At 52.2% G+C, this 24,434-nt stretch carries 21 protein-coding genes; 2 read left to right on the forward strand and 19 right to left on the reverse strand.

The window, feature by feature from the left end:
• Positions 1-260 precede the first annotated feature (260 nt).
• The 12 genes from I2H39_RS03460 to I2H39_RS03510 all read right to left on the reverse strand — a co-directional run bounded on the left by I2H39_RS03460 (position 261) and on the right by I2H39_RS03510 (position 12,068).
• Positions 261-1,259 (reverse strand): LacI family DNA-binding transcriptional regulator, encoded by a 999-nt coding sequence (locus I2H39_RS03460; protein ID WP_138306040.1) that lies wholly within the window; start codon positions 1,257-1,259, stop codon positions 261-263.
• A 275-nt stretch (positions 1,260-1,534) separates the two neighbouring features.
• On the reverse strand, positions 1,535-2,491 hold the full coding sequence (locus tag I2H39_RS03465) for a GTP-binding protein (protein ID WP_138306039.1): 957 nt from the start codon (positions 2,489-2,491) through the stop codon (positions 1,535-1,537).
• 20 nt (positions 2,492-2,511) lie between these two features.
• Positions 2,512-3,720, reverse strand: coding sequence for a CobW family GTP-binding protein (locus I2H39_RS03470; RefSeq protein WP_138306038.1), 1,209 nt, complete (start codon positions 3,718-3,720; stop codon positions 2,512-2,514).
• A gap of 238 nt (positions 3,721-3,958) precedes the next feature.
• Positions 3,959-4,156, reverse strand: a complete 198-nt coding sequence (locus tag I2H39_RS28780) for a hypothetical protein (protein WP_138306037.1) — start codon at positions 4,154-4,156, stop codon at positions 3,959-3,961.
• A gap of 34 nt (positions 4,157-4,190) precedes the next feature.
• Positions 4,191-5,228: a dihydrodipicolinate reductase gene (locus I2H39_RS03475; RefSeq protein WP_347563772.1), complete on the reverse strand. Its 1,038-nt coding sequence runs from the start codon at positions 5,226-5,228 to the stop codon at positions 4,191-4,193.
• Between the two features lie 84 nt (positions 5,229-5,312).
• The gene (locus I2H39_RS03480) at positions 5,313-6,155 is read right to left on the reverse strand and encodes a MerR family transcriptional regulator (protein WP_138306035.1); all 843 of its coding nucleotides are present in this window, start codon (positions 6,153-6,155) and stop codon (positions 5,313-5,315) included.
• Positions 6,156-6,436: 281 nt separating this feature from the next.
• On the reverse strand, positions 6,437-7,102 hold the full coding sequence (locus I2H39_RS03485; RefSeq protein WP_138306034.1) for a TrkA family potassium uptake protein: 666 nt from the start codon (positions 7,100-7,102) through the stop codon (positions 6,437-6,439).
• Between the two features lie 15 nt (positions 7,103-7,117).
• On the reverse strand, positions 7,118-8,491 hold the full coding sequence (locus tag I2H39_RS03490) for a TrkH family potassium uptake protein (RefSeq protein WP_138306033.1): 1,374 nt from the start codon (positions 8,489-8,491) through the stop codon (positions 7,118-7,120).
• 178 nt (positions 8,492-8,669) lie between these two features.
• Positions 8,670-9,491 (reverse strand): metal ABC transporter permease, encoded by an 822-nt coding sequence (locus tag I2H39_RS03495; protein WP_138306032.1) that lies wholly within the window; start codon positions 9,489-9,491, stop codon positions 8,670-8,672.
• Positions 9,488-10,264, reverse strand: coding sequence for a metal ABC transporter ATP-binding protein (locus tag I2H39_RS03500; protein WP_138306031.1), 777 nt, complete (start codon positions 10,262-10,264; stop codon positions 9,488-9,490). Before I2H39_RS03500 ends, I2H39_RS03495 begins: the two co-directional genes overlap by 4 nt.
• A gap of 54 nt (positions 10,265-10,318) precedes the next feature.
• Positions 10,319-11,392 (reverse strand): metal ABC transporter substrate-binding protein, encoded by a 1,074-nt coding sequence (locus I2H39_RS03505; RefSeq protein WP_195625796.1) that lies wholly within the window; start codon positions 11,390-11,392, stop codon positions 10,319-10,321.
• Entirely contained in the window at positions 11,379-12,068 is a 690-nt protein-coding gene (locus I2H39_RS03510; RefSeq protein ID WP_330640961.1) for an HAD family hydrolase, read from the reverse strand. Before I2H39_RS03510 ends, I2H39_RS03505 begins: the two co-directional genes overlap by 14 nt.
• A 156-nt stretch (positions 12,069-12,224) precedes the next feature.
• Here I2H39_RS03510 and I2H39_RS03515 point away from each other — a divergent pair, with 156 nt between their 5' ends.
• Positions 12,225-13,115, forward strand: coding sequence for a DegV family protein (locus I2H39_RS03515; protein ID WP_138306028.1), 891 nt, complete (start codon positions 12,225-12,227; stop codon positions 13,113-13,115).
• 33 nt (positions 13,116-13,148) lie between these two features.
• Here the strand turns inward: I2H39_RS03515 and I2H39_RS03520 are convergent, their stop codons facing one another.
• Complete coding sequence (locus I2H39_RS03520) at positions 13,149-13,967, reverse strand: DUF368 domain-containing protein (protein WP_195625798.1); 819 nt, start codon at positions 13,965-13,967, stop codon at positions 13,149-13,151.
• 291 nt (positions 13,968-14,258) lie between these two features.
• Positions 14,259-14,456, reverse strand: a complete 198-nt coding sequence (locus I2H39_RS03525) for a hypothetical protein (protein ID WP_240305514.1) — start codon at positions 14,454-14,456, stop codon at positions 14,259-14,261.
• 242 nt (positions 14,457-14,698) lie between these two features.
• Here I2H39_RS03525 and I2H39_RS03530 point away from each other — a divergent pair, with 242 nt between their 5' ends.
• Positions 14,699-16,702 carry a diguanylate cyclase gene (locus I2H39_RS03530; RefSeq protein WP_138306025.1) on the forward strand — a complete coding sequence of 668 codons (2,004 nt, stop codon included), beginning with the start codon at positions 14,699-14,701 and terminating at the stop codon, positions 16,700-16,702.
• A 25-nt stretch (positions 16,703-16,727) separates the two neighbouring features.
• On the opposite strand, the gene I2H39_RS03535 is transcribed toward I2H39_RS03530, so the two are convergent.
• From I2H39_RS03535 to I2H39_RS03555, 5 genes are all read right to left on the reverse strand, one after another.
• Positions 16,728-19,175 (reverse strand): homocysteine S-methyltransferase family protein, encoded by a 2,448-nt coding sequence (locus tag I2H39_RS03535; protein ID WP_195625800.1) that lies wholly within the window; start codon positions 19,173-19,175, stop codon positions 16,728-16,730.
• 21 nt (positions 19,176-19,196) lie between these two features.
• Positions 19,197-20,231 carry an aminotransferase class I/II-fold pyridoxal phosphate-dependent enzyme gene (locus tag I2H39_RS03540; protein WP_195625801.1) on the reverse strand — a complete coding sequence of 345 codons (1,035 nt, stop codon included), beginning with the start codon at positions 20,229-20,231 and terminating at the stop codon, positions 19,197-19,199.
• Positions 20,232-20,253: 22 nt separating this feature from the next.
• On the reverse strand, positions 20,254-20,925 hold the full coding sequence (locus tag I2H39_RS03545) for a vitamin B12 dependent-methionine synthase activation domain-containing protein (RefSeq protein WP_195625802.1): 672 nt from the start codon (positions 20,923-20,925) through the stop codon (positions 20,254-20,256).
• 28 nt (positions 20,926-20,953) lie between these two features.
• The gene (metF, locus tag I2H39_RS03550) at positions 20,954-21,811 is read right to left on the reverse strand and encodes a methylenetetrahydrofolate reductase [NAD(P)H] (RefSeq protein WP_138306236.1); all 858 of its coding nucleotides are present in this window, start codon (positions 21,809-21,811) and stop codon (positions 20,954-20,956) included.
• 77 nt (positions 21,812-21,888) lie between these two features.
• Entirely contained in the window at positions 21,889-24,342 is a 2,454-nt protein-coding gene (locus I2H39_RS03555) for a glycogen/starch/alpha-glucan phosphorylase (protein ID WP_138306021.1), read from the reverse strand.
• Positions 24,343-24,434: the final 92 nt, after the last annotated feature.

The following is a 24,434-nucleotide window of genomic DNA, read 5'->3' on the forward strand; positions in this document are numbered from 1 at the left end:
GTGCATTTTTCACCTGTTGTTTCCGTGTTTATAAAAGCGTTTTCTTATTTTTGTAAAATAAAAAGAAGCTGGCGCAAACTTTCTTTGTCTTTACCAACTTCTTTTCGCAAAAAGCGCTTTCTTCATCTTGGGACACACGCGGAAATTACTTTCCGTTTTCTGACCCGCAAAATTCTCCTGACCCTGTTTCATATCCCGGAGCGGGTCTGAACATCCATTCCCTGCTTCTGCCCCGGGAAAATCCCCGTGGGCTTCATCCCTCAGAGCAGCGCAGACCCCCGCACCACCAGCTCCGGCTGGATGGCCACGCTTGTGGCTGACTCCTTTCCCTCCATCCTGTCCCGGAGCAGGGAAGCGCACATTCCGCCCAAAAGCTCAGGCTTGTTGTCCAGGGTGGCCAGCTCAGGCTCACATATCCTGGAATCCGGCGAATTATTGCAGCCGGTTACAGCTATATCCTCCGGCACACGGTACCCTCTTTCCTTAAATTCCTTCATAAGTCCTATGGCCGTGATGTCCTCACCACATATCACCCCGTTGACAGGCCTGCCTGTGGAGAGTATCTTTCGGGCGGCGTCCCTGCCCCCTTCCAGGCTGCTCTCCTCCACAATCACCACCCGGTCGTTTCCGTCAGGCACGTCCCGCAGCTTCATGGCCTCCAGAAATCCCTGCCTCTTTGCCCTGCCGCTGTCCGTGGCAATGTCAAAGACATAGAATAAATCCATGCGCCCATGGTCAAACATATAATCCGATGCCATGCGGATGGCCTTGGTATCATCCACCAGAACCGAATAAAAATTAGGCAGCTTCACCTGCCCGTTGGCAATGACCACCGGTGTATCCTTTATCTTTGCCGTAATCTCCGGGTACTTTATCAGTTCATTGAACACAGAGCCAATGAGCACAATACCGTCTGTCTGCTTCTCCGATAGTATCTCAAAATACCGGTCGCACTCCTGTATGGACCCGCCTGTATTGCAAACCGAAACATTGTACCCCAGATTACTGAATTCCTGTTCAATCACATATATCATCCTGGCGTAGTGCGTCACCCGCACATCCACTGTCAGGATGGCAATATTCTTCATGGTCTTGGAAACCATGCCCCTGGCTATGGCGCTGGGCTTATAATCATACTTTTTAAGTACTGCCTCCACCCTGTCCCTTATCTTTGGATTCACATTCCCTTTATTGTTAAGCACCCTTGAAACCGTGGAAATGGATGTCCCTGCCTCGGCTGCAATGTCATAAATGTTCATTCCCTCACCCCTCTTAATCCTCAACACGCCTGTATTTTCACACCCTGCTCTGCTTCCGTTTTTTCGTGAAAGCCCTTTCTCTATATTGTAATGGACTTTTCCGGATTTTGCAAGGTAAAGGTTGTTTAAAAAATTTTCAATGAGACAAGGAACAAAAACAGCGGGCCGCATTTCTCCGTATAGGATTCTGCGTCCCACTGCTGTTTTCCAGTGCCCATAGAGCCTGTCCGAGCATCCAATCCCGTCATCTGACGGCAAACAATTTCAGATACGCCCTAAAACTGCACAACATCCTTTATCTCATCCGCCCGCTCCACATGCTCGGCATAGAGGACCGGACCCTCACCGTGATAATCCTTCTGGTATTCAATGCCTATTTTTGCCCGGACTTTAACCCACTGCTTGGTCTTGTACTCCTCTGCTCCGGGCCATTTGCACATAAACCCCAGAAATGTCATGTCCGCCTCGCAGCATGTCATGGCCATGCGGCCGGGCACAAACTGGCCCTTGGGGAATTTCGGGGATTTAAGGACCATGGCGGTAAATTCCACCACCTTATCCTTGTAGCGCTCCGGCTGGTCCATACAGTCAATGTACCAGATGCCGTAATCCTCCGGCTTAATCTCAATCACATCCGCGCCCAGGTCATAGGGAAGATCCTCTTCCAGGGTGGCCTGCTCGATTTCCCCTTCCTTGTCCTCCAGGACAATCTCGCTTTCCCGGCTCATGGCCCGTATGGTCCTGCGGTAAGCGGTCAGCTTGTCGTCCGGAATCCCGTCGCACCGGTTCATGATAACCAGCTCCGACCCCCGCAGCATTGCCCCCAGAAGAGGCTTCATGTTCTGTACATAGAGCTCAAAGGTAGAGCCGTCAATAATGGTAATCTGCTGATAGATGGTCCAGTCCTCCGGCAGCTTTAAATCGTCCTGGTTCCACATGCCGTTCCACTCCATCAGCACACGTTCCGGCTGATAGACAACCTCCAGTTCATTGAGATACCGGGGCGTCAGCTTTTCCATGTCATCCACAAACACAACTTCCGTCTTATTCTTCTTTAACTTTTTCTCGTCATACTCCGTATCCCCTTCCTCACACACAATGAGAAGGGTCTTGCCCTCTGTTTTAAAATAATCCTGCTGCATGGTAAAATCCAGGAACTGGGTCTTACCGGCCTCCAGGAAGCCATTGATTAAAAACAAGGGCATAATATCGTCTTCTATCTCATATGCCATGTCTGTTTCCCCTTATCCAATCAGCCTCTGCCAAATACGCTGTTCAGCTCTTCCTCTTTCAGGCTGGCGCCAATCACGCACACCTTGCCTGTGTAATCCGGCCTGCCCCCGCGGATTTCATACTGCTCCGGCACCAGGTCAAAATACAGCCACTCGCCGGGATTCTCTGTGGGAAGCATTCCCTTGGCCCTTAACACATCCCCAAACTCCTTGGTGGAAGAAAGGCGTTTCAGCACATCCTCCAGCTGTTCATGGGTCACAGGAACAATGGTTTCAATTCCCCAGCTGGTAAATACTTCGTCTGCATGATGGTGGTGATGGCCGTGGTGGTCATGACCGCAGCCGCAGCCATCATGATGATGGTGGTCGTGGCCTTCACCGTCATGGTCATGGTGGTGCTCATGGCACTCCCCGTCATGGTCATGGTGATAATGCTCATGGCATTCCCCGTCATGGTCATGGTGGTGCTCATGGCATTCCCCGTCATGGTCATGGTGATGCTCATGGCACTCCTCATCATGGTCATGATGGTGGTGCTCATGGCATTCCCCGTCATGGTCATGATGCTCATGGCACTCCTCATCATGGCGGCGGCTCTCCCGCACCTCTGCCAGAAGGTCGTCCAGCATGGTATCCTTCTTCTCAATGATTTCCAGAAGCTGGCTTCCCCCAAGCTGGTCCAGAGGAGTGGTGATGATGACGGCGTTGGCGTTCTTCTCCCGAATCATATCCACATCCTTCTGTATCCTGGAGGCATCGGTAATATCCGTACGGCTCAGTACAATGGTTCCTGCGTTCTCTATCTGGTTATTAAAGAATTCGCCGAAATTCTTCATGTACATCTTACATTTAGCCGCATCCACAATGGTCACAGCGCTGTTCAGCTCCACATCCATGTCGGCCGACACATCAATGACCGCCTTCATTACATCCGACAGCTTGCCCACGCCGGAAGGCTCGATGATGATACGCTCCGGCTTGTACTGCGTCAGTACCTCAGCCAGGGATGCACCGAAATCACCTACCAGGGAGCAGCAGATGCAGCCCGAATTCATCTCGCGGATTTCAATGCCTGAATCCTTCAGAAAACCGCCGTCAATTCCAATCTCACCAAACTCATTCTCAATCAGGACAACCTGTTCCCCGGCAATGGCCTCCTCCAGGAGCTTTTTAATGAATGTAGTCTTGCCTGCTCCCAGGAATCCGGAAATAATATCAATCTTTGTCATTTTATTCTTTCCCTCTTTCTCAATATCCGAAGCCCTGCCGCTGCCAAAAGGCAGGACAGGGCCCTGGTTTAAAAGCCTTTCAATTGAATATTGTTGCACATCCGGGGAATAAAGTCAAGACATATGGCCTCTTTCGCCCTTTCCTTTCTCCTTTTCTTTCCCCATATCCTGCCAAAAGTATTCTGAATAAAACAACCTTGTTTTACAGATACACATGGTTTCCTGTTCAAATCACCGTTTAAAAGCAGGGCGCCTTCCTGGCCCTGACAGCCTGCTCAAAAGCATATGCCGCCTGAATCAGCAGCGGCTCGGTAAAGGGACGTCCCACAAAGGTGATTCCAAAGGGCATGTTGTCATCCCCATAACCGGCCGGTACAATGATTGAGGGATAGCCGGAAATAGGTGAGGAATCTGTAATTCCGGGACATACCAGCAAACAAAGGTAAAGGATACCCTCAAATATTTCCTTTCTAAACCTCCAGATACATATGCATGGGGTAAGAAAGATACTCCACATCCTCCAGCTTCTCCACTGTAATATATCCAGCAGGCGCATTTAAAATGGTAGGAATACGGTTCACGACAGTGGCGCAGGTGTGCTCCACGGTAGCCGGCTTCTGTACAAAGAAGGTGGTATCGGGTTCGCCTATGATTTTCCAGTCGCACAAATCGCCGTCATCCGGACCGTATACCTTGCCGATGCACTGTGTCTCAATCACAGGCCCCTGGAAGGTTTCGGTGGTTACCACTGCGCTCATGCCGATGCAGTTTCCCTTGGGTATGGTCATTCCCATGGTCTGGGAATACAGGTCTGTCGGGTAGAAATAAGGCACACATTTCTGGGACTGGGACTTGATGGTCCAGCCCATCTTATTGCACAGCGCCTCATTGGAATTCCAGACATAACAGGGTTCCAGTGTCTCCGGATGCGCAATCCGGGCCTCGAATTCCTCCGGCGTAAGTCCCACTCCATGGGCCTTTGCAAGGGCCAGGCCGTAATCCTCCACATTATAGCTGGTGGCTCCCTCAATCTTATCAATGCGGTGTACGCCGCCTGCCACGCAGCCAATCATGTTAATCCAGAAAATATCCTGCATGCCGGCACCCACGATGGTACAGCCAGTCTCCTTGGCCAGCTTATCCAGCTTGTTGGTGATGGCCGGGGATGTGGTCCACGGATAGATGGCTTCCTCACAGGTGGTCACCACGTCGATTCCTCTGGACACGCACTTCTCAAAATGGGGATATACGTCCGTCATAAAGCTGAAGAGGGTGACCACTGCAATGTCGGCGTCGCACTCGTCCAGGACAGCATCGGCATCGTCCCGTATCACTACGCCCAGCTTTGTGCCAAGCCCTGCAAAATCACCTACATCCATTCCCACCACAGCCGGATTCACGTCGATTGCCCCGACAATCTCAGCGCCCTTTTCATAAAGGTAACGCAGGATGTACTTTGCCATCTTGCCGCAGCCATACTGTACCACTCGGATTTTTTCGCAATTCATCATGATTCTTAAACCCCTTTCCTGAAAATAAGTAACGTGTTATTAGCTTCTGTTAATAGTATAAAGCTTATACATGGTATCAGGTCAAGGGTTATTTTTTCTGAAAGATACCGGCACCTGCAGGCGCAGGAACATGCCTCTTTCCTGCATATCCATGGGCACCTCCGCCACCACCTCGCAGATGTAGTCGCCTGTCGCCTGATAGTCCTTTGCCTTTATTTCCTCTACCAGGCGGCCCATGTATTCCTTTTCTTTTTCAAAGCCATTGCAGTAAATGCACAGGTATGTGCTGGCCGGTATCTCCGTAATCAGGCTGTCGTTTACAAAGCCCCGGTCCACCAGCACAAATATCTCGGTGGAATAGTACCTTCCCTCCAGCAGATGTTCCCTGCGCATCATGGTGCCTGCATTGTAAAAATAGATGGGGGACAGCTGGTTGGCAATCAGGTTCTCCTTTAAATCCCTCAGTATTTTCTCATACACGTCTATGTCGTAATCGTAGAAATTCACTCCGGAATCCGTCATATAGGTCAGCCTCCGGGGTATGTATTCCAGCACAATGGTTCCGTCCGGAGGCGCATTTTCATACCATTCATAGCTTTCCAGCGTACGCTCTATGGCCCTTCTCTGGTACATCAGCTCCCTGGACCTTAATTCCAGTTCCTCCAGGTTACGGTACAGGATTGTTTTGAACATGTCCAGCTCAAAATGCGTCATCTGTTCCTTGATGTCCTTTAAGGACATGCCCAGGGCCTTCATGTGCTGAATCATGTCCAGCTGGGCGCTCTGGCGGATATCATAATACCGGTATCCGTTTTCCGCATCCCGGTACATGGGTGAGAACAGTCCCGCCCTGTCATACAGCCTTAGCGTCTGTTCTGACAGTCCGTTAAGCCGGGCCATCTGTCCTATTGACAGTTCTTTCACAGCATGCGCCTCCCTTTTGTTATGTATTATCTCCAATTATAGTATGATTTCCAAGACCCATATAGCATAATTATACTAAAAAAACCTTATACCGGCAACAATGTTTCCTCTGTCTTATTGAAAATTCGTCTTACTTTTAACACTCCGAAACAGCCCTTTCCTGCTGCATTCTGCTGCCGTACCATTGTCTCCCATTAAAAAAAGCCGGAGAAACCGGCTGCCTGTCACAGCGCAGGCAGCCATTCCTCCGGCCCAATTATATCCTGGACTCATCATACGGCTTATACATTCTTTGTAAGATGCTTTACAATTTTCTCCGCATCCTCCTGTTTTCCAATGACCATCAGATGGGTGTCCCCCGCTATGACATGGTCTGCACCGGGCATGAACCGCATGTGGCCGTCCGGGTTCTTTACTGCAATAACCGATATGCCGTACAGCCGGCGGATGTCGGATTCTTTTATGCTCTTTCCCACCCACTGGGGAAGGGGCTTGATTTCATAGATGGAAATACCGTCCGCCAGCTCCGTATAATCAAACACATTATTGGCGCTGTAGCGCACCGCCGCCTTTTCAGCCACATCCCTGTCGGGATAGACCACCTCGTCCGCCCCGTTCTTTAACAGCAGCCTGGCGTGAATGTTGCGGTTCGCCTTGCTGACCACATATTTTGCCCCTATCTCCTTAATCAGGCTGGTGACCTCCAGGCTGTTCTGGAAATTATTTCCAATGCAGACGAAACAGATATCGAAATTGCCGATTCCCAGGCTTTTAAGCACAGCCTCATTGGTGCAGTCGCCAATCTTTGCGCTGACCACATAGGGCAGAACAGGCTCCAGCTTTTCCTCCGATATGTCCACTGCCATGATTTGATTGTCATGCTTGGCCAGGTTCTCGCACAGGTGCTGGCCGAACCTTCCGATTCCGATAACAAGAATTGATTTCATCTCTAATACCCCTCTCTATCCTATGGTAATCCGCTCTGCCGGCAGCTGCACATGTGGCTTGCGGTTGGACCTGGTAAAGGCCAGGGCAAAGGACAAGCTTCCGATTCGTCCGCAGTACATCAGCAGTATGATAACAATCCGCGAAAATGAATTCAGGCTTCTGGTGACGCCCGTGCTCATTCCCGAGGTGCCTATGGCTGAACATGTCTCAAAAAACACATCCGACATGGGCAGGTTCTGGGACACCATAATGGCTATGGTGGCTGCCAGCATCAGTCCCAAGTTGATAGTCAGGATACAGGCAGACTGTCTGATGGACTCGTCCTCCAGCCTTCTCCCGAAAATCTCCACCCCGTATGTCTGGCGGATATTGGAGTGGACGTAGAGCAGAAGCACGGCCAGGGTGCTGGTCTTGATTCCGCCGGCCGTGGAGCCCGGGCTTCCTCCGATAAACATGAGAATGGCTGACAGGAACTTGCTGCCGTCTGTAAGGGCCGCCGTGTCCACATTGTTGAATCCCGCTGTTCTGGGAGTGACTGCGCTGAAGAAGCAGGCCAGGAAACGCTCAGAACCATTCATCCCCACCAGAATATGATTGCGCTCCATCAGGTAAAAAAGTATGGTGCTGGTCACCAGAAGGATGGCCGTTGTCACCAGCACGATTTTAGTGTGAAGCATATAATGGCGGAAATCCAGTTTCTTTCTGGACAAATCGTCCCAGACAATGAATCCGATGCCGCCTGTGATTATCAGGAAGGATATGGTTCCAATGACCACCCAGTCTCCCTGGTAATTGCAAAGGGAAACATACTGGCTGGTATGACCCATCAGGTCAAAACCCGCATTGCAGAAGGCGGACACAGAGTGGAATATACCATACCAGGTACCGTGGACCAGGCCGTACTCCGGAATGAACCGGCATGCCAGTATAACGGCCCCGGCTCCCTCAAACACAGCTGTGCCGATGATGATTTTCTTAGCCAGCTTCACCATGCCGCCAATCTGCAGGGTGTTGACGCTTTCCTGCATAAGCCCCCGTTCCTTAAGCCCGATTTTCCTTCTCAGCACAATGGACAAAAAGATGCCGATGCTTATGAATCCCAGACCGCCCAGCTGAATCAGCACCAGCAGCACCATCTGGCCGAACAGGCTCCACTGGGTCCAGGTATCCGCCACCACCAGCCCTGTCACGCAGGAAGCGCTGGTAGCTGTAAAAAGGCAGTTGAGAAAAGGCTCGCTCTGCCCGTCCCTGCTGGCAATGGGAAGCATCAGAAGCAGACTTCCTGTCATAATGATTAAGAAAAACCCATAGGCAATAAACTGGGTCTGTGATATATGTTTTTTTAATCGGTAATGTTTTGGTTTTTTTTCAAACAGCTTCTCATTCATGTTCCCCTCATTTTAATCCCGCACGTTATTTTTATGGTAAATGCATGTTGTTTTTATGGTAAATCCTTCCGCATAAAGAGCATTTTAGCACTTCCGCCCCCAACTGTCTACTGCAAAACAGGAAACAACCGCCTGCAGCAGCTGTAAACGGACGCCGGCAGGAAACCGCCGGAAAATATCATCCTCTCAGGCGGCCCAGGGACTGCCATGCCATGAACAGCAGGAAGGCGCACAGGTTTACCACCACCACACTGGCTCCTGCCGGTATGGAAAACTGGTAGGATGCCACCATACCTGCAAAAAAGCAGGCCAGGGACAGAATACCGGAGGACACCATAACGCCCCCAAAGCTTTTGAATACCCGCATGGAGGAAAGGCAGGGAAATATCACAAGGCTGGAGATAAGCATGGCCCCCATCATCCGCATTCCCAGCACAATGGTCACTGCCGTCAGAACAGCTATGATGATATTGTAACGGCCCACATTAACCCCGGTTGCCTTGGCAAAATTCTCATCAAACGTAACAGCAAATATACGGTTGTAGCATATCACAAACAACCCCAAAACCACCAGGGACAGAACCACGCTGAGCACCACATCCTCCCTGCTCATGGCCAGGATGCTTCCGAACATATAGCTGCTCACATCCGTGGTCATGCCCGTGGTCAGGGAGGTGACGATGATGCCCAGGGCCAGGGCGCTGGCCGATATAAGGGCAATGGCTGCATCGCTTTTAATCCGGCTGTTCTCTGTAATCCGCAGCAGGAAAAAGGCTGCCAGGACCACCACGGGAATGGATATCTTAAGGGGGGACCAGCCCATGGCCAGAGCAATGGAAAGTGCTCCGAAGGACACATGGGACAGCCCGTCTCCAATCATGGAATACCGCCTGAGCACCAGGCTCACCCCCAGCAGGGAGGCGCACAGGGAAACCATCATGCCGCCTGCAAGGGCCCTTACCAAAAACGGATAGGAAAGCATTTCACGTATCAGATTCATGATTTCTCCTCCTTGTGCATGTGCAGCTTCACTGTATGGCATCCGGCTGTGGGCTTGCATCTGCCCTGCTCCTTCTCATGGAAGAAATGGCCGGCTGCCTGGCTGTTCATATAGTCGTGTGCAGGCCCGTAGAACAGTACCCGCTTTTGCAGGTGGAGTATCTTGTTGGCCTCCTCCACTGCATTTCTCAAATCATGGGACACCATGAGAATGGCCACTTTATCCTCCCGGTTCAGCCTCCGCAGCATGGCATAAAACTCCTGGATGGCCGTTGGGTCCAGCCCTGTAATGGGCTCGTCCAGTATCAGAAGGGAGCTGGTGGCGCACAGCGCCCTTGCTATGAGCACCCTCTGCTGCTGCCCGCCGGACAGTTCCCGGTAGCACTGCTTTCTGAGAGGCGTGATGCCCAGCTTCTCCATGTTCCTGTCCGCAATCTCTTTCTCTTTTTTAGAATAAAAAGGAAGCATGCCCCTGCGGTTTAAGCAGCCGCTTAAGACAACCTCCAGGACCGTGGCAGGAAAATCCTTCTGGGCAGCTGTCTGCTGGGGCAGATAGCCGATACCGGTCCGTTTCAGTTCATCTGCCGTTATAAGCCTGCCGCCGGTGGGCTTAATCAAGCCCAGAAGCCCCTTCATCAGGGTACTCTTTCCGGAACCGTTCTCACCCACAATGCACAGATAATCCCCCGGGTCCACTTCCATATTTACATCGATTACAGCATCCTGGTTATCGTATCCGAAATCCACATGCCGGCATTCAATTAAAGGTGACATATTTTTCCTCTTTTACATTGGTTATTCCAGTCCACAGCTCATTCCAATGGCGGTTTAATCCAGCCCCAGCCGCAGGTTCTCCACATTCTGCCTCATAAGCTGGAGATAGGTAACGCCCTCGTCGAACTGCTTTCTGGTAACGTTGTGGCAGGAATGAAGGAGAAGGGGCACTGCCCCTGTTTCCTCCCGGATGATTTCCGCTGTCCTGTGGCTGGAAAGCTCCAGGTAATAGACGGCCGGAATCCGGTCCTGTTTTACCTTGTCAATCAGATAGGCTATGGTCCTGGCGCTGGGCTCCGTGTCCCCGCTGCACCCTGAAAAGGCAGCCCGGTAGGAAAGGCCGTATTCATCCGCGAAATAGCGGAAGGGAAACTTGTCAGCCACCACAATCATACGGAGACGCCCGTCCTTTACAACCTGCCTGAACTGGCTGTCCAGGTCCTTAAGCTCCTTCAGATATGCCTGGGTATTGGCGCTGTAGCGGCTCTCCCCCTGAGGGTCCGCCTCCGCAAGGGCCTGGCTTATGATTTTCACGATGGCCTGGGCATTGACAGGGGATGTCCATATATGCTCATCGTATTCGATGTGCATCTCATGGCCGTCCTCTGTTTCCTCATGGTCATCCTTCTCTCCTATACGGCCGTCCTCCTCATGGCGGTGTTCTTCCTCCTCCATGCCTTCCACATGCTCCTCCTCCACCACATCCACATAGTCCATCATGGTCAGGACCTTCATGTGGCTGGTGTCCAGAGAACCCAGAACCTTCTCCACCCACTGCTCCATCTCGCCGCCGTTGCAGACCAGCACATCCGCCTCCTGCATGGCAATCATGTCAGCGGGCGTGGGTTCAAAGGAATGGCTGTCCATGCCCGCCGGCACCACCAGCTTAAGCTTTACCCGGTCGCCTGCAATCTGCCGTACGAAATCATAATAGGGAAAGATGGTGGTTACCACGCACAGGCGGTCATCCGTTCCCTCCTGGCCGGCTGCCGGCGCTTTTCCCGGTTCAGGCGGCCTCTGTGCGGCAGCGCATCCCCATATACTCATAACCATTGCCGCGGCTCCAAGCACGGCCATGAGCCACGTAATCCCCCTGTATCTTAAGGGTATCCTTTTATTCAATTCCATTCACATCCTTTATATACCGGAGGACCTGGGACGGCTGGTCTGCAATCAGCGCCGGATGGAAGGCCATAAGCTCCTCCCTGGTCCTGAATCCCCAGGTCACGCCCACTGTATCCACCTTTGCATTGTCCCCTGTCTCCATGTCCGTGTTGGTATCTCCCAGATAGAGGATTTCCCCCTTTGCAAGACCCAGTTCCCCAGCTATGGCCCATATGCCGTCAGGGCAGGGTTTCTTTTTGATTCCCTTATCCTCCCTCTCGCCGTAGACCAGGTCAAAATAACCGCTTCCAAACACGCCTTCCACATTGTCCAGCGTCCTGGGATGGGGCTTATTGGACAGTACGGCAATAAAAATACCATGTGACTTTAGGAACTCCAAAAGCTCCCTGATTCCCTGATAGGCCTCCACGCGGTACATGCAGCATTTCCGGAAAACGTCCTGATACCGCTCCACTGCTTCCTCATAATGGGTCAGCTCCGTATCCCCGCAGGCAATGAGGGAGCGCTCCAATAGCTTCTTATAACCGTCCCCCACATAGAGCCGGCTCTCCTCCACGCTGATTTCGCGCATGTTCCAATAACTCAGGGTATCGTTTACAGACTTCTGGATGGCATAGATGGAATTCACCAGGGTGCCGTCCAGGTCGAATATACAGCATTTATACATTATACTTACCATTCCTTTCCAAGGATATACGCAAATCCGTCTTGACACAACCTACATCATAGCACAGTTCCATCTGTTTTTCCACTGCATTTGACACCGCACCCCTGGCATGCTATACTTTTTTCAACACGAAACAGCTTAATTTTCCCACCCTAAAAGGAGCAAACCATGACAAATTCCTATATGATTACCTGCTGTTCCACAGCTGATTTGCCTGAGTCCTATCTGGCAGAGAGAGGCATCCCCTACTCCTGCTTTCATTTCCGGATGAACGGCATGGAATACGACGACGACCTGGGTAAGTCCATTCCCATTGAGGATTTTTACGAGAATATACGCCAGGGCGCCATGCCCACCACATCCCAGGTAAATCCGGAACAATACGAGGCCATGTTTGAACCCATATTAAAAGAAGGAAAGGATATCATCCATATGACCCTCTCCTCCGGCATATCCGGCACCTATAATTCCGCTGTCATTGCCAGAGATGAAATGCTGGAGCGCTATCCGGACCGGCGGATTACCGTCATTGACTCCTGCTGCGCCTCCGCGGGCTACGGACTGCTGGTGGACACGGCCTGGGAGAAGATGCAGGCAGGCGCAGAATACCAGGAACTTGCGTCCTGGATTGAGGAACATAAAAAAAGAGTCCATCATTGGTTCTTCACCTCTGATTTGACCCATTTAAGACGGGGCGGACGCATATCAGCTTCCGCTGCTTTCTTTGGAAATATGCTCAATATATGTCCCCTTATGAATGTAAATGTGGAGGGCAGGCTGATTCCCCGGGACAAGTACAGAGGCAAAAAACGCGTCATCCGGGAAATGGTGGAGCGGATGAAGCTTCACGCGGAGCAGGGCCCTGCCTATGACGGCAAATGCTTTCTGTCCCAGTCCTCCTGCCCCGAGGATGCCAGGGCAGTGGCCGGCCTGGTGGAAGAAACCTTTCCTCATTTAAACGGAAAGGTCTTTATCGTGGATATCGGCACAGTCATCGGTTCCCATACAGGCCCCGGCACCGTATGCCTGGTCTTCTGGGGAGACGCCAGAACCGTCTGAGGCCGGTTTGAAAACCGCTCCGGATTCCTGTTCCTAAGCCTTCTGCTCTTTTACGGACATCACATACAGGGCGGCGAAACCGGCTGCCCCGGCCAGCAGACTGGCTGCCAGGTCCGTTCCCGCGGGGATGCCGGGAAAAAGTTCCGGCAGGGAGCCGAACATAAAGCCCAGGATAATCAGGTAGGTGGGCTGGGGATGGCGCAGCATCAGCCGTTCCAGCACCTTGGTGGTCAGGAAAATGCCTCCCAGCACGCCTGCCCCAAGGGGTATCAGTGGAAGGATGTTAAGAGCGCTGATGTTTCCTATGATGGTTTCATAGATTCCCAGCATGTAGAGCATCTGCGATACGCTGATTCCCGGCAGTACCAGTCCCACCGCTATGATGAATCCCCCGGCCAGCTGAAGAAGCAGGGCCCCCGGCCCGAAACTCCCGTCCGGCGTAAAAAGCCCTGGGGGAATCAGCGCCAGAACCACCACTCCAAGAATGCCTATGACCGGATAGGCAACTGCGCCCAGGTCAAACCTTTTCACGCCTGCTTCCCTGTATATCATGGGAACGCCTCCGGCCACCGCACCCAGGAAGAAAAAACGCAGCGGCACATCGGCTCTGGTGGTGAACAGATAGCTGATGAATCGTGAAAACAGCACCATCCCGATTCCTGCTCCCAGGACGAACTTAAGCAGAAAGGCCATACTCTTTGCCGGTTCCTTAAAAAAGGAGCTGATGGACGAAATCAGCCGGTCATAGAGCCCCATAATCATAGCCATGGAACCTCCGCTTACTCCGGGAACCGTCATGGTTCCCCCAATCCACATTCCTTTTAATATGATGTTCATATTGTCTTTATTCATTGGATATGCTCCTTTTCACCCTCTGTGACCTTACTGCCATTCACCCCTTCCGGGACAGCAGTAACGATATTCTACCCTATACAGCCCAAAAAGTGAATTAATTTTCTGTATATATTTATGACCGGATACAGCCTATTATAGCCCCGGACATGAAAATAATCCCGGAGGACAGGCTCATACGCCGTTCTCCGGGATTTATTTTATGAGGAATATGATTATGTGGCAATGAATGGATATACGGAACCGATGTACTTAATGAATGCATCTAATTAATATACTTCAACAAAGTACTTAGTTGATGCCGCACTGGGAATTTCCAGGCATCATGCTGACGCCCATCTGTGACAGCATGGAATTCAGGTCCTGGCCGCCTCTCTGGTACTGTACTGCCTGGGGACAATTTCCCGTATTGTGAAGTACTGCATTGCAGTCATTTATATTTGCCATATTGGTGCCGCATGCAGAACCCAGCATTGCAGCAAGTGCCATAGATGAAACTGATAACATAGTATGTCCTCGCTTTCTTTCAGATATTACAAATCTGTTTCTTTTTTGTTACAAAACTATACTATCATATTTTGGAGGCTCTGTGTCTGGGAGTTATTGGGAAAAATACGGTTTTTGTCTTTTTTTGCGGATTTTTCATGCTCTTTGGTAATAATTCCTTCATTCCTCTCATATATTATCAGTATTATGTAATTGATACAAATGGAACAGAGGTTGTATATACTATGTTAGAATATGTAAAAAAGAATTTATCCCGCACCTTTCCCCCGCCGGACCGCAGCATGGTTTGCCGGTGTGCAGATGAAATATATGATACAGTGCAGACCATGAACATCAGCCAGACTTTGAATTATTCCATCCTTTTAATTATCATGGAACTGTTCAGCCTGATGACATATCTGGCCATTGACGTTGCAGGAAGGGCTTTCTCCATGCTCACTTTCACTATCCTGCTGTTCCTCCTGTTCATCGCCCTCAACATCCTGTACTGCGAATACCTGTTAAAGCAGGAACGGACCTGTTCCACAAGACGCAGGCTGAAACACCATACATACCTTTTTACCGCCATATTTGCCCTGTACTGCATTGTGGTAAACCATATTAATCTTCAGAGCCGTCTGACTGCGGAGAGCGTGCTCATGTTTTATATTTATATTGCTGCCGGGCCCATTTACTCCCTTCCCGAAGCCCTGGCCGCGGTACTGGCCACTGCCCTGGCCGCCATTCCGGTTTTCCGGGCCCACCACGTACCTCTGCCCCTGTATTCCAACCTGTTCCTTTACAGCTTCATCAGCCTGTTCCTGTCCCAGATGCGCTGCCGCATCATTGTCAGCAACCTGCAGATGGTAAGAAAAGCCAGGGATGAACAAATCTGCCTTCAGGAACGGGCCGACAAGGACCCGCTGACCCGGCTGTTCAACCGGAACGGCTACTCCCTCCGGCTGGAGGAACTGATTCCCTATAACATACGTCTGAAAATACCCGTGGCTGTTATCATGATAGATATCGACTATTTCAAACAGTACAATGACACCTATGGCCACATGCAGGGAGACGAATGCCTGAAGAAGGTGGCCGCTGCCCTGTCCGGCAGCATCCATCAGGAAAATGACCTGATTTGCCGGTTCGGCGGAGAGGAGTTCCAGATACTGCTCTGCGACATCCTTCCCTCTGACGCCATAAAGGTAGGGGACCGTCTGAGGAAATCCGTTTCTGATATGAAGATTCCTGCAGCCAACCGCAGCGCCTCCCCCTTTGTGACCATCAGCGTGGGAATCGTGAGCACGGTCCTCACCTCCATGGATGATTACCATAAGCTGGTGCGGGCAGCGGACGACGAACTTTACTATGCCAAAAGCCATGGAAAGAACATGATTTCATTCTGCGAACTGAATCCTGCCCCCAGCTCTGACTTATCCTTAGAGGACAAGCTGGAGCATGCAAAGCTCATATATGACAGCAGCCCGTTCCCCTTTGCCATCATACAGATTCAGGTAAAGGACCAACAGGCCTGTGATTTTTCATATGTGTATGTAAATGAAGCCTGCGCCCGCCTGGAATGCCGTTCCAGAAACAGCCTGTACCGCAAAAGCTTCCTGAGCCACTACCCGGACGCCGACACCCGCCGCCTTCCCGCCTACTATGCGACAGCCATGAACGGCGGACGCCAGATATTTTACGATTTCAGCCCGGAGCGCAGCAAGTACCTTAAGATAGAATGCTTTCAATTCCACCAGGGCTACTGCGGCTGCCTCATTGAGGATGTGACGGACCAGCACTACTTTGAGCTGTACGGCAACAATGAGCTGGGGCTCCTGAACCAGGTGGTAAACGGCGGCATCCTGCTGACCAGCTATCAGGCCGAATCCCCGGAAGTCATTTACATGAATTCCAGGCTGCTTCATGCCCTTGGCTACTGCAGCCTTTCCGAGTACAAGCTGTTATACGGAGGCTCCCTGTCCTTTCTGGACCAGCTGCATCCGGACGACATCCATACCTTCCAGGAAACCATGACCGTGTTTTCCACGGATGACACGGTACGCAGCTGCATCATACGAATCCGCCAAAAAAACGGCGCCTGGCTGTGGTTCATGCTCAGGGGCAAACTCATTATTGACGAACACAAAAATCCCCTCAACCTGTTCACTGTATACCATATTACCCGGCAGCTGAAACAGCTGGGCAAGATGGTTCCTCAGGTGGATGGGGATTCCCGTGTAAGTCTGTGAAGCCGTCTGTTTCCAGGACTCTGTTCTAAGCGCCCAGGACCTGCTCCGCGAAATTGACAGATGCCATGGCATCCCTGCAATAGGCGTCGGCGCCTATGGTTCTGGCATAATCCTCCGTCAGCACGGCGCCGCCCACCATCACCTTCACGGTTTTGGATGCAGCCCTTAACTGGCGGATGGTCTCCTCCATGCTGGGCACGGTGGTGGTCATCAGGGCGCTTAAGCCCACCAGGGCCACACGGCGCTCCACGGCCTCTTTTACAATGGCCTCCGGCGGCACATCCCTGCCCAGGTCAATGACGTCATAGCTGTAATTCTCCAGCAGCACCTTCACGATGTTCTTGCCAATATCATGAATATCGCCTTTCACCGTTGCCAGGATAATGGTTCCCTTCTTTTCCTGTGCCTGCCCGCTTTTGTCCATGGCTTCCTTGATGACCTCAAAGGCAGCCTTGGCAGCTTCCGCACTCATGAGAAGCTGGGGCAGGAACACAGTCCCCTTCTCAAATCCCTTTCCCACCCGGTCCAGGGCCGGTATCATCTCACTGTTGATGATATCCAGGGGCTCCCGTTCCTTTAACAGGGCGGTCACCGCATTGTGTGCGCCTTCCTTTAATCCTCTCTCAATGGCGGTTGCCAGGGCCGGTCCCTGTCTGCCATCTCCTGTGCCGGAATCAGCAGACAGCTTTGTCCCGTCCTGGCTGCCGCCCCTTCCAATGGTCTGGCCCAGGCCTGCGCTCTGGCCGCTGTACACACTGATATACCGGCCGCACTGGGGGTCCCGGTCCATAAGGGCATTAAAGCTGTAGTAAGCCCGCATCATGGCCTCGGAGTTGGGATTTATGATGGCCGCGCTCAAACCGCATTCCATGGCCATGGTAAAGAATGCAGCATTGATGATTTCCCTCTGGGGCAGTCCGAAGGATATGTTGGATACTCCCAGCACGGTTCCCACCCCCAGCTCATCCCGGATGCGCCTCAGCGTTTCCAGCGTGGTAAGGGCCCCCTTGCTGTCGGAGCTGACCGTCATGCAGAGCCCGTCCAGAATGATATCCTCCGGTCCGATTCCATACTCTGCCGCCCGGTCTATGATTTTCCTTGCCACAGCCAGACGCCCCTCCGCTGTATCAGGAATGCCGGACTCGTCCAGGCACAGGCCCACTGCCACGCCGCCGTATTTTGCCATCAGAGGGAATACGCGGGTCATGGACTCCTCCTTGCCGTTGACCGAGTTAATCAGCGGTTTCCCATTGTATATACGCATGGCCCGTTCCATGGCTTCCATGTCGGAGGTGTCAATCTGCAGGGGCAGGTCGATGATGGCCTGAAGTTCCCTTACAGCCTCCTCCATCATGGAGGGCTCATGGATTTCAGGCAGTCCCACGTTCACATCCAGCACATCCGCACCATTGTCCTGCTGGCTGACACCCTCCTTGAGGATGTATTCCAGGTTGTGGTCCCGCAGGGCCTGCTTGAACCTGGACTTGCCGGTGGGATTGATGCGCTCCCCAATAATGATTGTCTTTTGCCCAACGGTCACTGCCTTTGCATAGGAGGACACCACGGTGCGGTGTTTTTTCTCCGGCCACGCCACAGGTATGTCCCTGCAGCGTTCTGTCATCAGGCGTATATGCTCCGGGGTGGTTCCGCAGCATCCTCCCACGATGACAGCCCCCATGGATACGATTTCCTCCATGACAAGGGCAAATCCCTCTGCATCTATATCATATACCGTCCTGCCGTTCTCGCTTCTGGGTAGTCCTGCATTGGGATTTACCAGCACGGGAAGGGATGAGAGCTTCAGGATTTCTTCCAGGATTCCCTTCATCTGCACTGGTCCCAGTCCGCAGTTAATACCCAGGGCATCCACTCTCAGACCTTCTAGCAGGGCCACGGTGGACTCCACGTTTCCGCCGGTCAGGAGCTTTCCCTTTTCATCAAATATCACGGTGGCGAACACGGGCAGCCGTTCCCCTGTGTCCGGCCTGAATCCGGCCTCCCTGGCTGCCAGAACAGCTGCTTTCAGCTCATAGCTGTCGCTCATGGTCTCAATCAGTACCAGGTCGGCTCCTGCCAGGGCGCCGATGGATACCACCTCTTTATAGAGGTCCACTGCGTTCTCAAATTCCAGGTCTCCCAGGGGCTTTAGCAGGTGTCCGGTGGGGCCCAGGTCCAGGGCCACGTATCCATGGCCGGCCTCTTCCACAGCAGCCCTCGCATTCTCCACTGCAGCTGTCACAATGGCTTCCAGGTTATCCTTGAATTTAAGCCTGTTGGCGCCGAAGGTATTGGTTGTCATGATGTCGGCTCCGGCCTCCAGGTAGGACCGGTGTATGGATGTAAGCACATCCCGGTGGGTCAGGTTCCACAGTTCAGGAAGTTCACCTGGTTTCAGGCCCTGGGCCTGAAGCAGGCTTCCCATTCCGCCGTCACAGAACAGGCGGCGCTCTTTCATCTCTTCTAATATTCTCATCGTCATCCTCTGCAAGCCCTCTTAACTGTTTAGGATATCATGAACCAGGGCATCCACCTGCTCCTGGCTGGTAATCCAGCTGGTGCAGAGGCGGATGGCTGTATGGCTCTCATCCACCCTTCCCTGGTTGGTGTAGCTGTACTTATCCTTCCACGCCTCCAGCAGACTATCCGGCAGGATGGGGAATACCTGGTTAGTGGTGTTTTCCACCAGGAAGGGGTAACCCTTCCCGGCACAGGCGCTGCGAATCTTGTCCGCCAGCCTGTCCGCATGGGCTCCCAGCTTAAAATACAGGCCGTCCCGTAAAAGCTCCCCAAACTGGATGCCCAGAAGACGCCCCTTTGCCAGCATGCCGCCCCGCTGTTTGATGTGATAGCGGAAATCCGCCTTCAGCTCATTGTTCAGTATGACCACAGCCTCCCCGAACAGGGCCCCTACCTTGGTTCCGCCGATATAGAATACGTCGCAGGAAGCTGCCAGGGCCTTAAGGTCCAGGTCGTTTCCCTCTGCAGCCAGACCATAGGCCAGACGGGCGCCGTCCACAAACAGGTACAGGCCGTACTTCCTGCACACCCCATACAGGCTCTCCATCTCAGCCTTGGTATATATGGTGCCCAGCTCCGTGGGATTGGAGACATAGACCATCTTCGGCTGCACTGTGTGTTCAAAGCTCTCGTCCTGAATATGGGACTGGTACAGTTCCTCCACCTGGGCTGCCGTAATCTTACCGTCCTCAGAGGGCAGGGCCAGCACCTTGTGTCCGGTGGCTTCTATGGAGCCTGTCTCATGTACATTGATGTGAGCCGTGACAGCTCCCACCACCCCCTGATGGGAGCGCAGGGCTGATGCAATGACCGTCATATTGGCCTGGGTGCCTCCTACCAGGAAATGGACCGCTGCATCCTCCTGTCCGCAGAGTCTGCGGATGATATCTGCCGCCTCAGTACAGTAATGGTCCTCCCCGTATCCCGGCGTCTGCTCCAGGTTGGTTTCAGCCAGTTTCTTAAGTATGCGCTCATGGGCGCCTTCGCTGTAATCACAGTTAAAACGAATCATAGTGTTATTCCCCTTTTTCTTTTTATATTGATAGTTCCCCGGTCTGCCTCCGGTAGGGGCAGTCCGTCTTTGCGCAGGCTTCGCAGCCTTTTACATCGCAGCGGTATGGTTTCCTGCTGGCTCCCATGACAGCGGACACAGATTTGGAGGGCATCATGAGAAGGCTGTCAGTCAGCTTGATGCCGATGCGTTTTCCTGCCTCCAGGGCGTCCAGAAGCATTCCCTGGCATTCCAGCGGGAAATCGCCGTACCCCGGACTGAACCTTGGCCGCAGATAACGGCCCTTTGCCTCGTATTCCGCCTTCAGGGCAGTGCATATCTGGTCGCAGTACTCCTCAATCATGGCTGCCGCAGCTGCCTGCATAACCACAGCCCGGCTCATCTGGAGGCGGCTGTACTTCTGAATCAGATGGTCTGCCCCGCAGCCAAGGGTGGCCGCAAACACAATAATCTGGTCACAGTCCTTCAGATTCACCCACAGATTCCTGCTTCTGGCCATAAAACATCCCCCGTCAATCCGGTAATCCTCCCCCAGCGCCAGAGGATATTCCCGGTACAGATGCCTGGGCGTGGCTGCTTCCCACAATTGTGTCATGCACTGCTCCACCATGGCCGCAACCGCCCCGTCCGGCTCCTGTCCCCTGTAGCCCAGATAGCGGAGGACCTCTTTCCTGTTTACGTCACGTATATCCATATGCTCTTTCTCCTGCTCTGTATGCGGCCTATAAAATTTCCGACAGGTTGTCCTTTATCTTCATTGCCACATCCGGCTTATTCATGGAATATACATGGATGCCGTTGACTCCGTTGGCAATAAGGTCGATAATCTGGTCCGTTGCATAGGCAATTCCTGCCTGCTTCATGGCAGCCGGATTGTCCCCGAACCGGTCCACAATGGACATGAACCTTGAGGGCAGATAGGTACCCGACATCTGGGTAATACGCCGGATTTGATTTGCATTGGTCACAGGCATGATTCCCGCAATCACCGGCACCTGGATTCCCTTTTCGCGTATTCGGTACAGGTAACTGTAGAGAATGCTGTTGTCAAAGAACATCTGGGTGGTGACAAAGTCACATCCCGCCTCCACCTTCTGCTTCAGGTAATCCATATCTATGGATTTGTTGGCTGATTCCACATGGCCTTCCGGGTAGCACGCTGCTCCTATGCAGAAATCGCCGGCCTTCTTGATTTCCCGTATCAGTTCGGAGGCATAGTGGTACTCCCTGGGCGTGCTGCCGTCCTGTGGGATATCCCCCCGCAGGGCCAGCACATTTTCAATGCCATGGTCCTTTAATTCACCCAGCACATGGTGCACCTTCTCCCTGGTGGATGACACACAGGTAAGATGGGCCAGAGGCGTCACCCCGTATTCCTCCTTGATAGTGGAGGCGATTCCCACCGTATAATCGCTGGTTCCCCCTCCCGCCCCGTATGTAACACTCATGAACGAGGGCTTTAGCTTTGCAATCTTGGCAGCCGCCCTCTCCACGGAATCATATGCATCCTCTGTCTTTGGGGGAAACACCTCAAAGGAGAGGGTGGGCTTTCCTTCTGCCAGTATATCGCGTATTTTCATATCTTCCTTCCCTTCCTCTTCCATCATCCAAAAAAGCTCCGGCACCCCAAAGATTACAGGATTGCCGGAGCAAGCATTTACATTTCTACGGTCACTTTCTTCAGATGCCAGATATCCTTCACATACTCCTCAATGGTACGGTCGGATGTAAACTTTCCGCAGTTGGCCGTGTTAAGGATGGCTGCCCTGGCCCACCATGCCTGGTCCCTGTAAGCCTTATCCACCCTCTGGTGCGCTTCGGCATAGGAGCGGAAGTCCTTGAGTATGAAATAGGTATCGGCCCGGTCGCTGCTCTTGGTATTCAGAAGGGAGTTATAGATATCCCTGAACAGCTCCGGGTTATCCGGTGCATAGTAGCCGTTAATCAGCTGCATGAGTACCCGGCGGATTTCCTGGTCATTGTTAAAGATATCCATGGGGTAATAGCCGCCGTTGTTCTCGTAGTTTATAACCTCGTCAGAGGACATGCCGAAGATGAATGCATTGTCCATGCCCACTTCCTCCACGATTTCCACGTTGGCGCCGTCCATGGTTCCCAGGGTAAGGGCGCCGTTGAGCATGAATTTCATGTTGCTGGTGCCGGACGCCTCCTTGCTGGCCGTGGATATCTGCTCGCTTACATCCGCCGCAGCAAAGATAAGCTCTGCATTGGAAACCCGGTAATCCTCAATGAACACCACTTTAATCTTACCGTTAATGGATTTATCGTTGTTGATGACATCCGCCACGGAGTTAATGAGCTTGATGGTCAGCTTAGCCCGCTTGTAGCCTGCGGCTGCCTTGGCGCCGAAGATAAAGGTCCTGGGAATCATATCCATATCAGGATTATCCTTCAGCTGGTTGTACAGATACATCACATGGAGGATGTTCATCAGCTGGCGCTTATATTCGTGAAGCCTCTTGACCTGCACGTCGAAAATGGAGCGCGGGTCCACGTCAATACCGTTGTACTCTTTGATGTACCTGGCGAGGCGCAGCTTGTTCTGGTACTTGATGTTCATGAACTCAAACTGGCACTTCTCATCCTCTGCAAAGAGCTCCAGCTTCTTGATATGGGGAAGGTCGGTAATCCATTCATCACCTATCTTGGAAGTGACCCAGTCCGCCAGAAGGGGGTTGCCGTGAAGCAGGAACCGTCTCTGGGTTATGCCGTTTGTCTTGTTGTTGAACTTCTCCGGCATCATCTCATAGAAGTCTTTTAACTCCTGGTTCTTGAGGATTTCCGTGTGGAGCCTTGCAACGCCGTTGACGGAAAAACTGGCTGCAATGGCCATATACGCCATCTTAACCTGGCCGTCATAGATAATGGACATCTTGCGCAGCTTTTCCTGGTTGCCGGGATACATGGTCTGAATCTGGTTCTGGAACCTGCGGTTGATTTCCTCCACAATCTGGTAGATTCTGGGCAAAAGCCGTGAGAACAGCTCGATGGGCCACTTCTCCAGAGCCTCTGACATAATGGTGTGGTTTGTATAGGCACAGGTCCTGGTGGTCACCTCCCACGCCTCATCCCATGTAAGCCCCTCCTCATCCAGAAGAATGCGCATCAATTCGGGAATGGTAACCGTCGGGTGGGTATCGTTCAGCTGGAATACTACCTTTTCGTAGAATTTCCTGATGTCATCGTGTTTCTCCTTATACTTCCTGACCGCCCTCTGGACGCTGGCGGAAATAAAGAAATACTGCTGCTTCAGGCGCAGCTCCTTGCCCGCGTAGTGGTTGTCATTGGGGTAAAGGACCTCCACAATGGTCTTGGCCAGGTTCTCCTGCTCCACAGCCTTCTGGTAATCTCCCCTGTCAAAGGAATCCAGGTTGAAGGTGTTAATGGGTTCCGCATCCCAGATGCGAAGGGTATTTACCACATTGTTGCCGTATCCGATAACAGGCAGGTCATAGGGCACTGCGCGGACAGACTGGTATCCGTCCTGTACAAAATGGTTTACTCCGCCCTGGTTTTCTATACGCACATAACCGCCGAATTTGACCTCAGTGGCATACTCCGGCCTGCGGATTTCAAATGGGTTGCCGTCCTTTAACCAGTTGTCAGGCACTTCTACCTGGTAACCGTTCTCAATCTTCTGCTTGAACATGCCGTAACGGTAACGGATGCCGCAGCCATAGGCCGGATATCCCAGGGTTGCCAGCGAATCCAGGAAGCAAGCCGCCAGACGTCCCAGACCGCCGTTTCCAAGGGCTGCATCCGGCTCCTGGTCCTCAATCACGTTCAAATCAAATCCCAGCTCATCCAGGGCTTCCTTAATCTCATCCCTGGCGCAGATATTGATGATGTTATTGCCCAGGGCACGGCCCATGAGGAACTCCATGGACAGGTAGTATACTGTCTTAACGTCCTTTTTCTCATATTCCTTGTGGGTGGCAATCCATTCGTCGATGATGACATCCTTCACAGCATAGGCCACTGCCTGGAATACCTGCTGGGGAGTCGCTTCATCAATGGTCCTTCGGAACATGTTCTTTACGTTGTCCACCACGCTGCGCTTGAACGTTTCCTTATCAAATCCTTTATTCATCGGCCATTATCCTCCTGATTTCACTTCCGTTTTCTATACTGAACTATTGTATGTAAATCATTCCCAAATTATCAGATGGGGCGGGGTTTTAT

The organism is Clostridium sp. 1001283B150225_161107_B6 (assembly GCF_015556325.1).
GTDB lineage: Bacteria > Bacillota > Clostridia > Lachnospirales > Lachnospiraceae > Enterocloster.

What these genes read in the sequence shown, in the direction of transcription:
- I2H39_RS03530 (WP_138306025.1), top strand. Translation starts at nt 14,699, where the DNA reads ATGTTAGAATATGTAAAAAAGAATTTATCCCGCACCTTTCCCCCGCCG.
- I2H39_RS03520 (WP_195625798.1), bottom strand. Translation starts at nt 13,967, where the DNA reads ATGAATAAAGACAATATGAACATCATATTAAAAGGAATGTGGATTGGG.
- I2H39_RS03470 (WP_138306038.1), bottom strand. Translation starts at nt 3,720, where the DNA reads ATGACAAAGATTGATATTATTTCCGGATTCCTGGGAGCAGGCAAGACT.
- metF (WP_138306236.1), bottom strand. Translation starts at nt 21,811, where the DNA reads ATGAAAATACGCGATATACTGGCAGAAGGAAAGCCCACCCTCTCCTTT.
- I2H39_RS03555 (WP_138306021.1), bottom strand. Translation starts at nt 24,342, where the DNA reads ATGAATAAAGGATTTGATAAGGAAACGTTCAAGCGCAGCGTGGTGGAC.
- I2H39_RS03460 (WP_138306040.1), bottom strand. Translation starts at nt 1,259, where the DNA reads ATGAACATTTATGACATTGCAGCCGAGGCAGGGACATCCATTTCCACG.
- I2H39_RS03495 (WP_138306032.1), bottom strand. Translation starts at nt 9,491, where the DNA reads ATGAATCTGATACGTGAAATGCTTTCCTATCCGTTTTTGGTAAGGGCC.
- I2H39_RS03515 (WP_138306028.1), top strand. Translation starts at nt 12,225, where the DNA reads ATGACAAATTCCTATATGATTACCTGCTGTTCCACAGCTGATTTGCCT.
- I2H39_RS03540 (WP_195625801.1), bottom strand. Translation starts at nt 20,231, where the DNA reads ATGATTCGTTTTAACTGTGATTACAGCGAAGGCGCCCATGAGCGCATA.
- I2H39_RS03490 (WP_138306033.1), bottom strand. Translation starts at nt 8,491, where the DNA reads ATGAATGAGAAGCTGTTTGAAAAAAAACCAAAACATTACCGATTAAAA.
- I2H39_RS03465 (WP_138306039.1), bottom strand. Translation starts at nt 2,491, where the DNA reads ATGGCATATGAGATAGAAGACGATATTATGCCCTTGTTTTTAATCAAT.
- I2H39_RS03510 (WP_330640961.1), bottom strand. Translation starts at nt 12,068, where the DNA reads ATGGTAAGTATAATGTATAAATGCTGTATATTCGACCTGGACGGCACC.
- I2H39_RS03485 (WP_138306034.1), bottom strand. Translation starts at nt 7,102, where the DNA reads ATGAAATCAATTCTTGTTATCGGAATCGGAAGGTTCGGCCAGCACCTG.
- I2H39_RS03475 (WP_347563772.1), bottom strand. Translation starts at nt 5,228, where the DNA reads ATGAATTGCGAAAAAATCCGAGTGGTACAGTATGGCTGCGGCAAGATG.
- I2H39_RS03535 (WP_195625800.1), bottom strand. Translation starts at nt 19,175, where the DNA reads ATGAGAATATTAGAAGAGATGAAAGAGCGCCGCCTGTTCTGTGACGGC.
- I2H39_RS03505 (WP_195625796.1), bottom strand. Translation starts at nt 11,392, where the DNA reads ATGGAATTGAATAAAAGGATACCCTTAAGATACAGGGGGATTACGTGG.
- I2H39_RS03525 (WP_240305514.1), bottom strand. Translation starts at nt 14,456, where the DNA reads ATGGCACTTGCTGCAATGCTGGGTTCTGCATGCGGCACCAATATGGCA.
- I2H39_RS03500 (WP_138306031.1), bottom strand. Translation starts at nt 10,264, where the DNA reads ATGTCACCTTTAATTGAATGCCGGCATGTGGATTTCGGATACGATAAC.
- I2H39_RS03545 (WP_195625802.1), bottom strand. Translation starts at nt 20,925, where the DNA reads ATGGATATACGTGACGTAAACAGGAAAGAGGTCCTCCGCTATCTGGGC.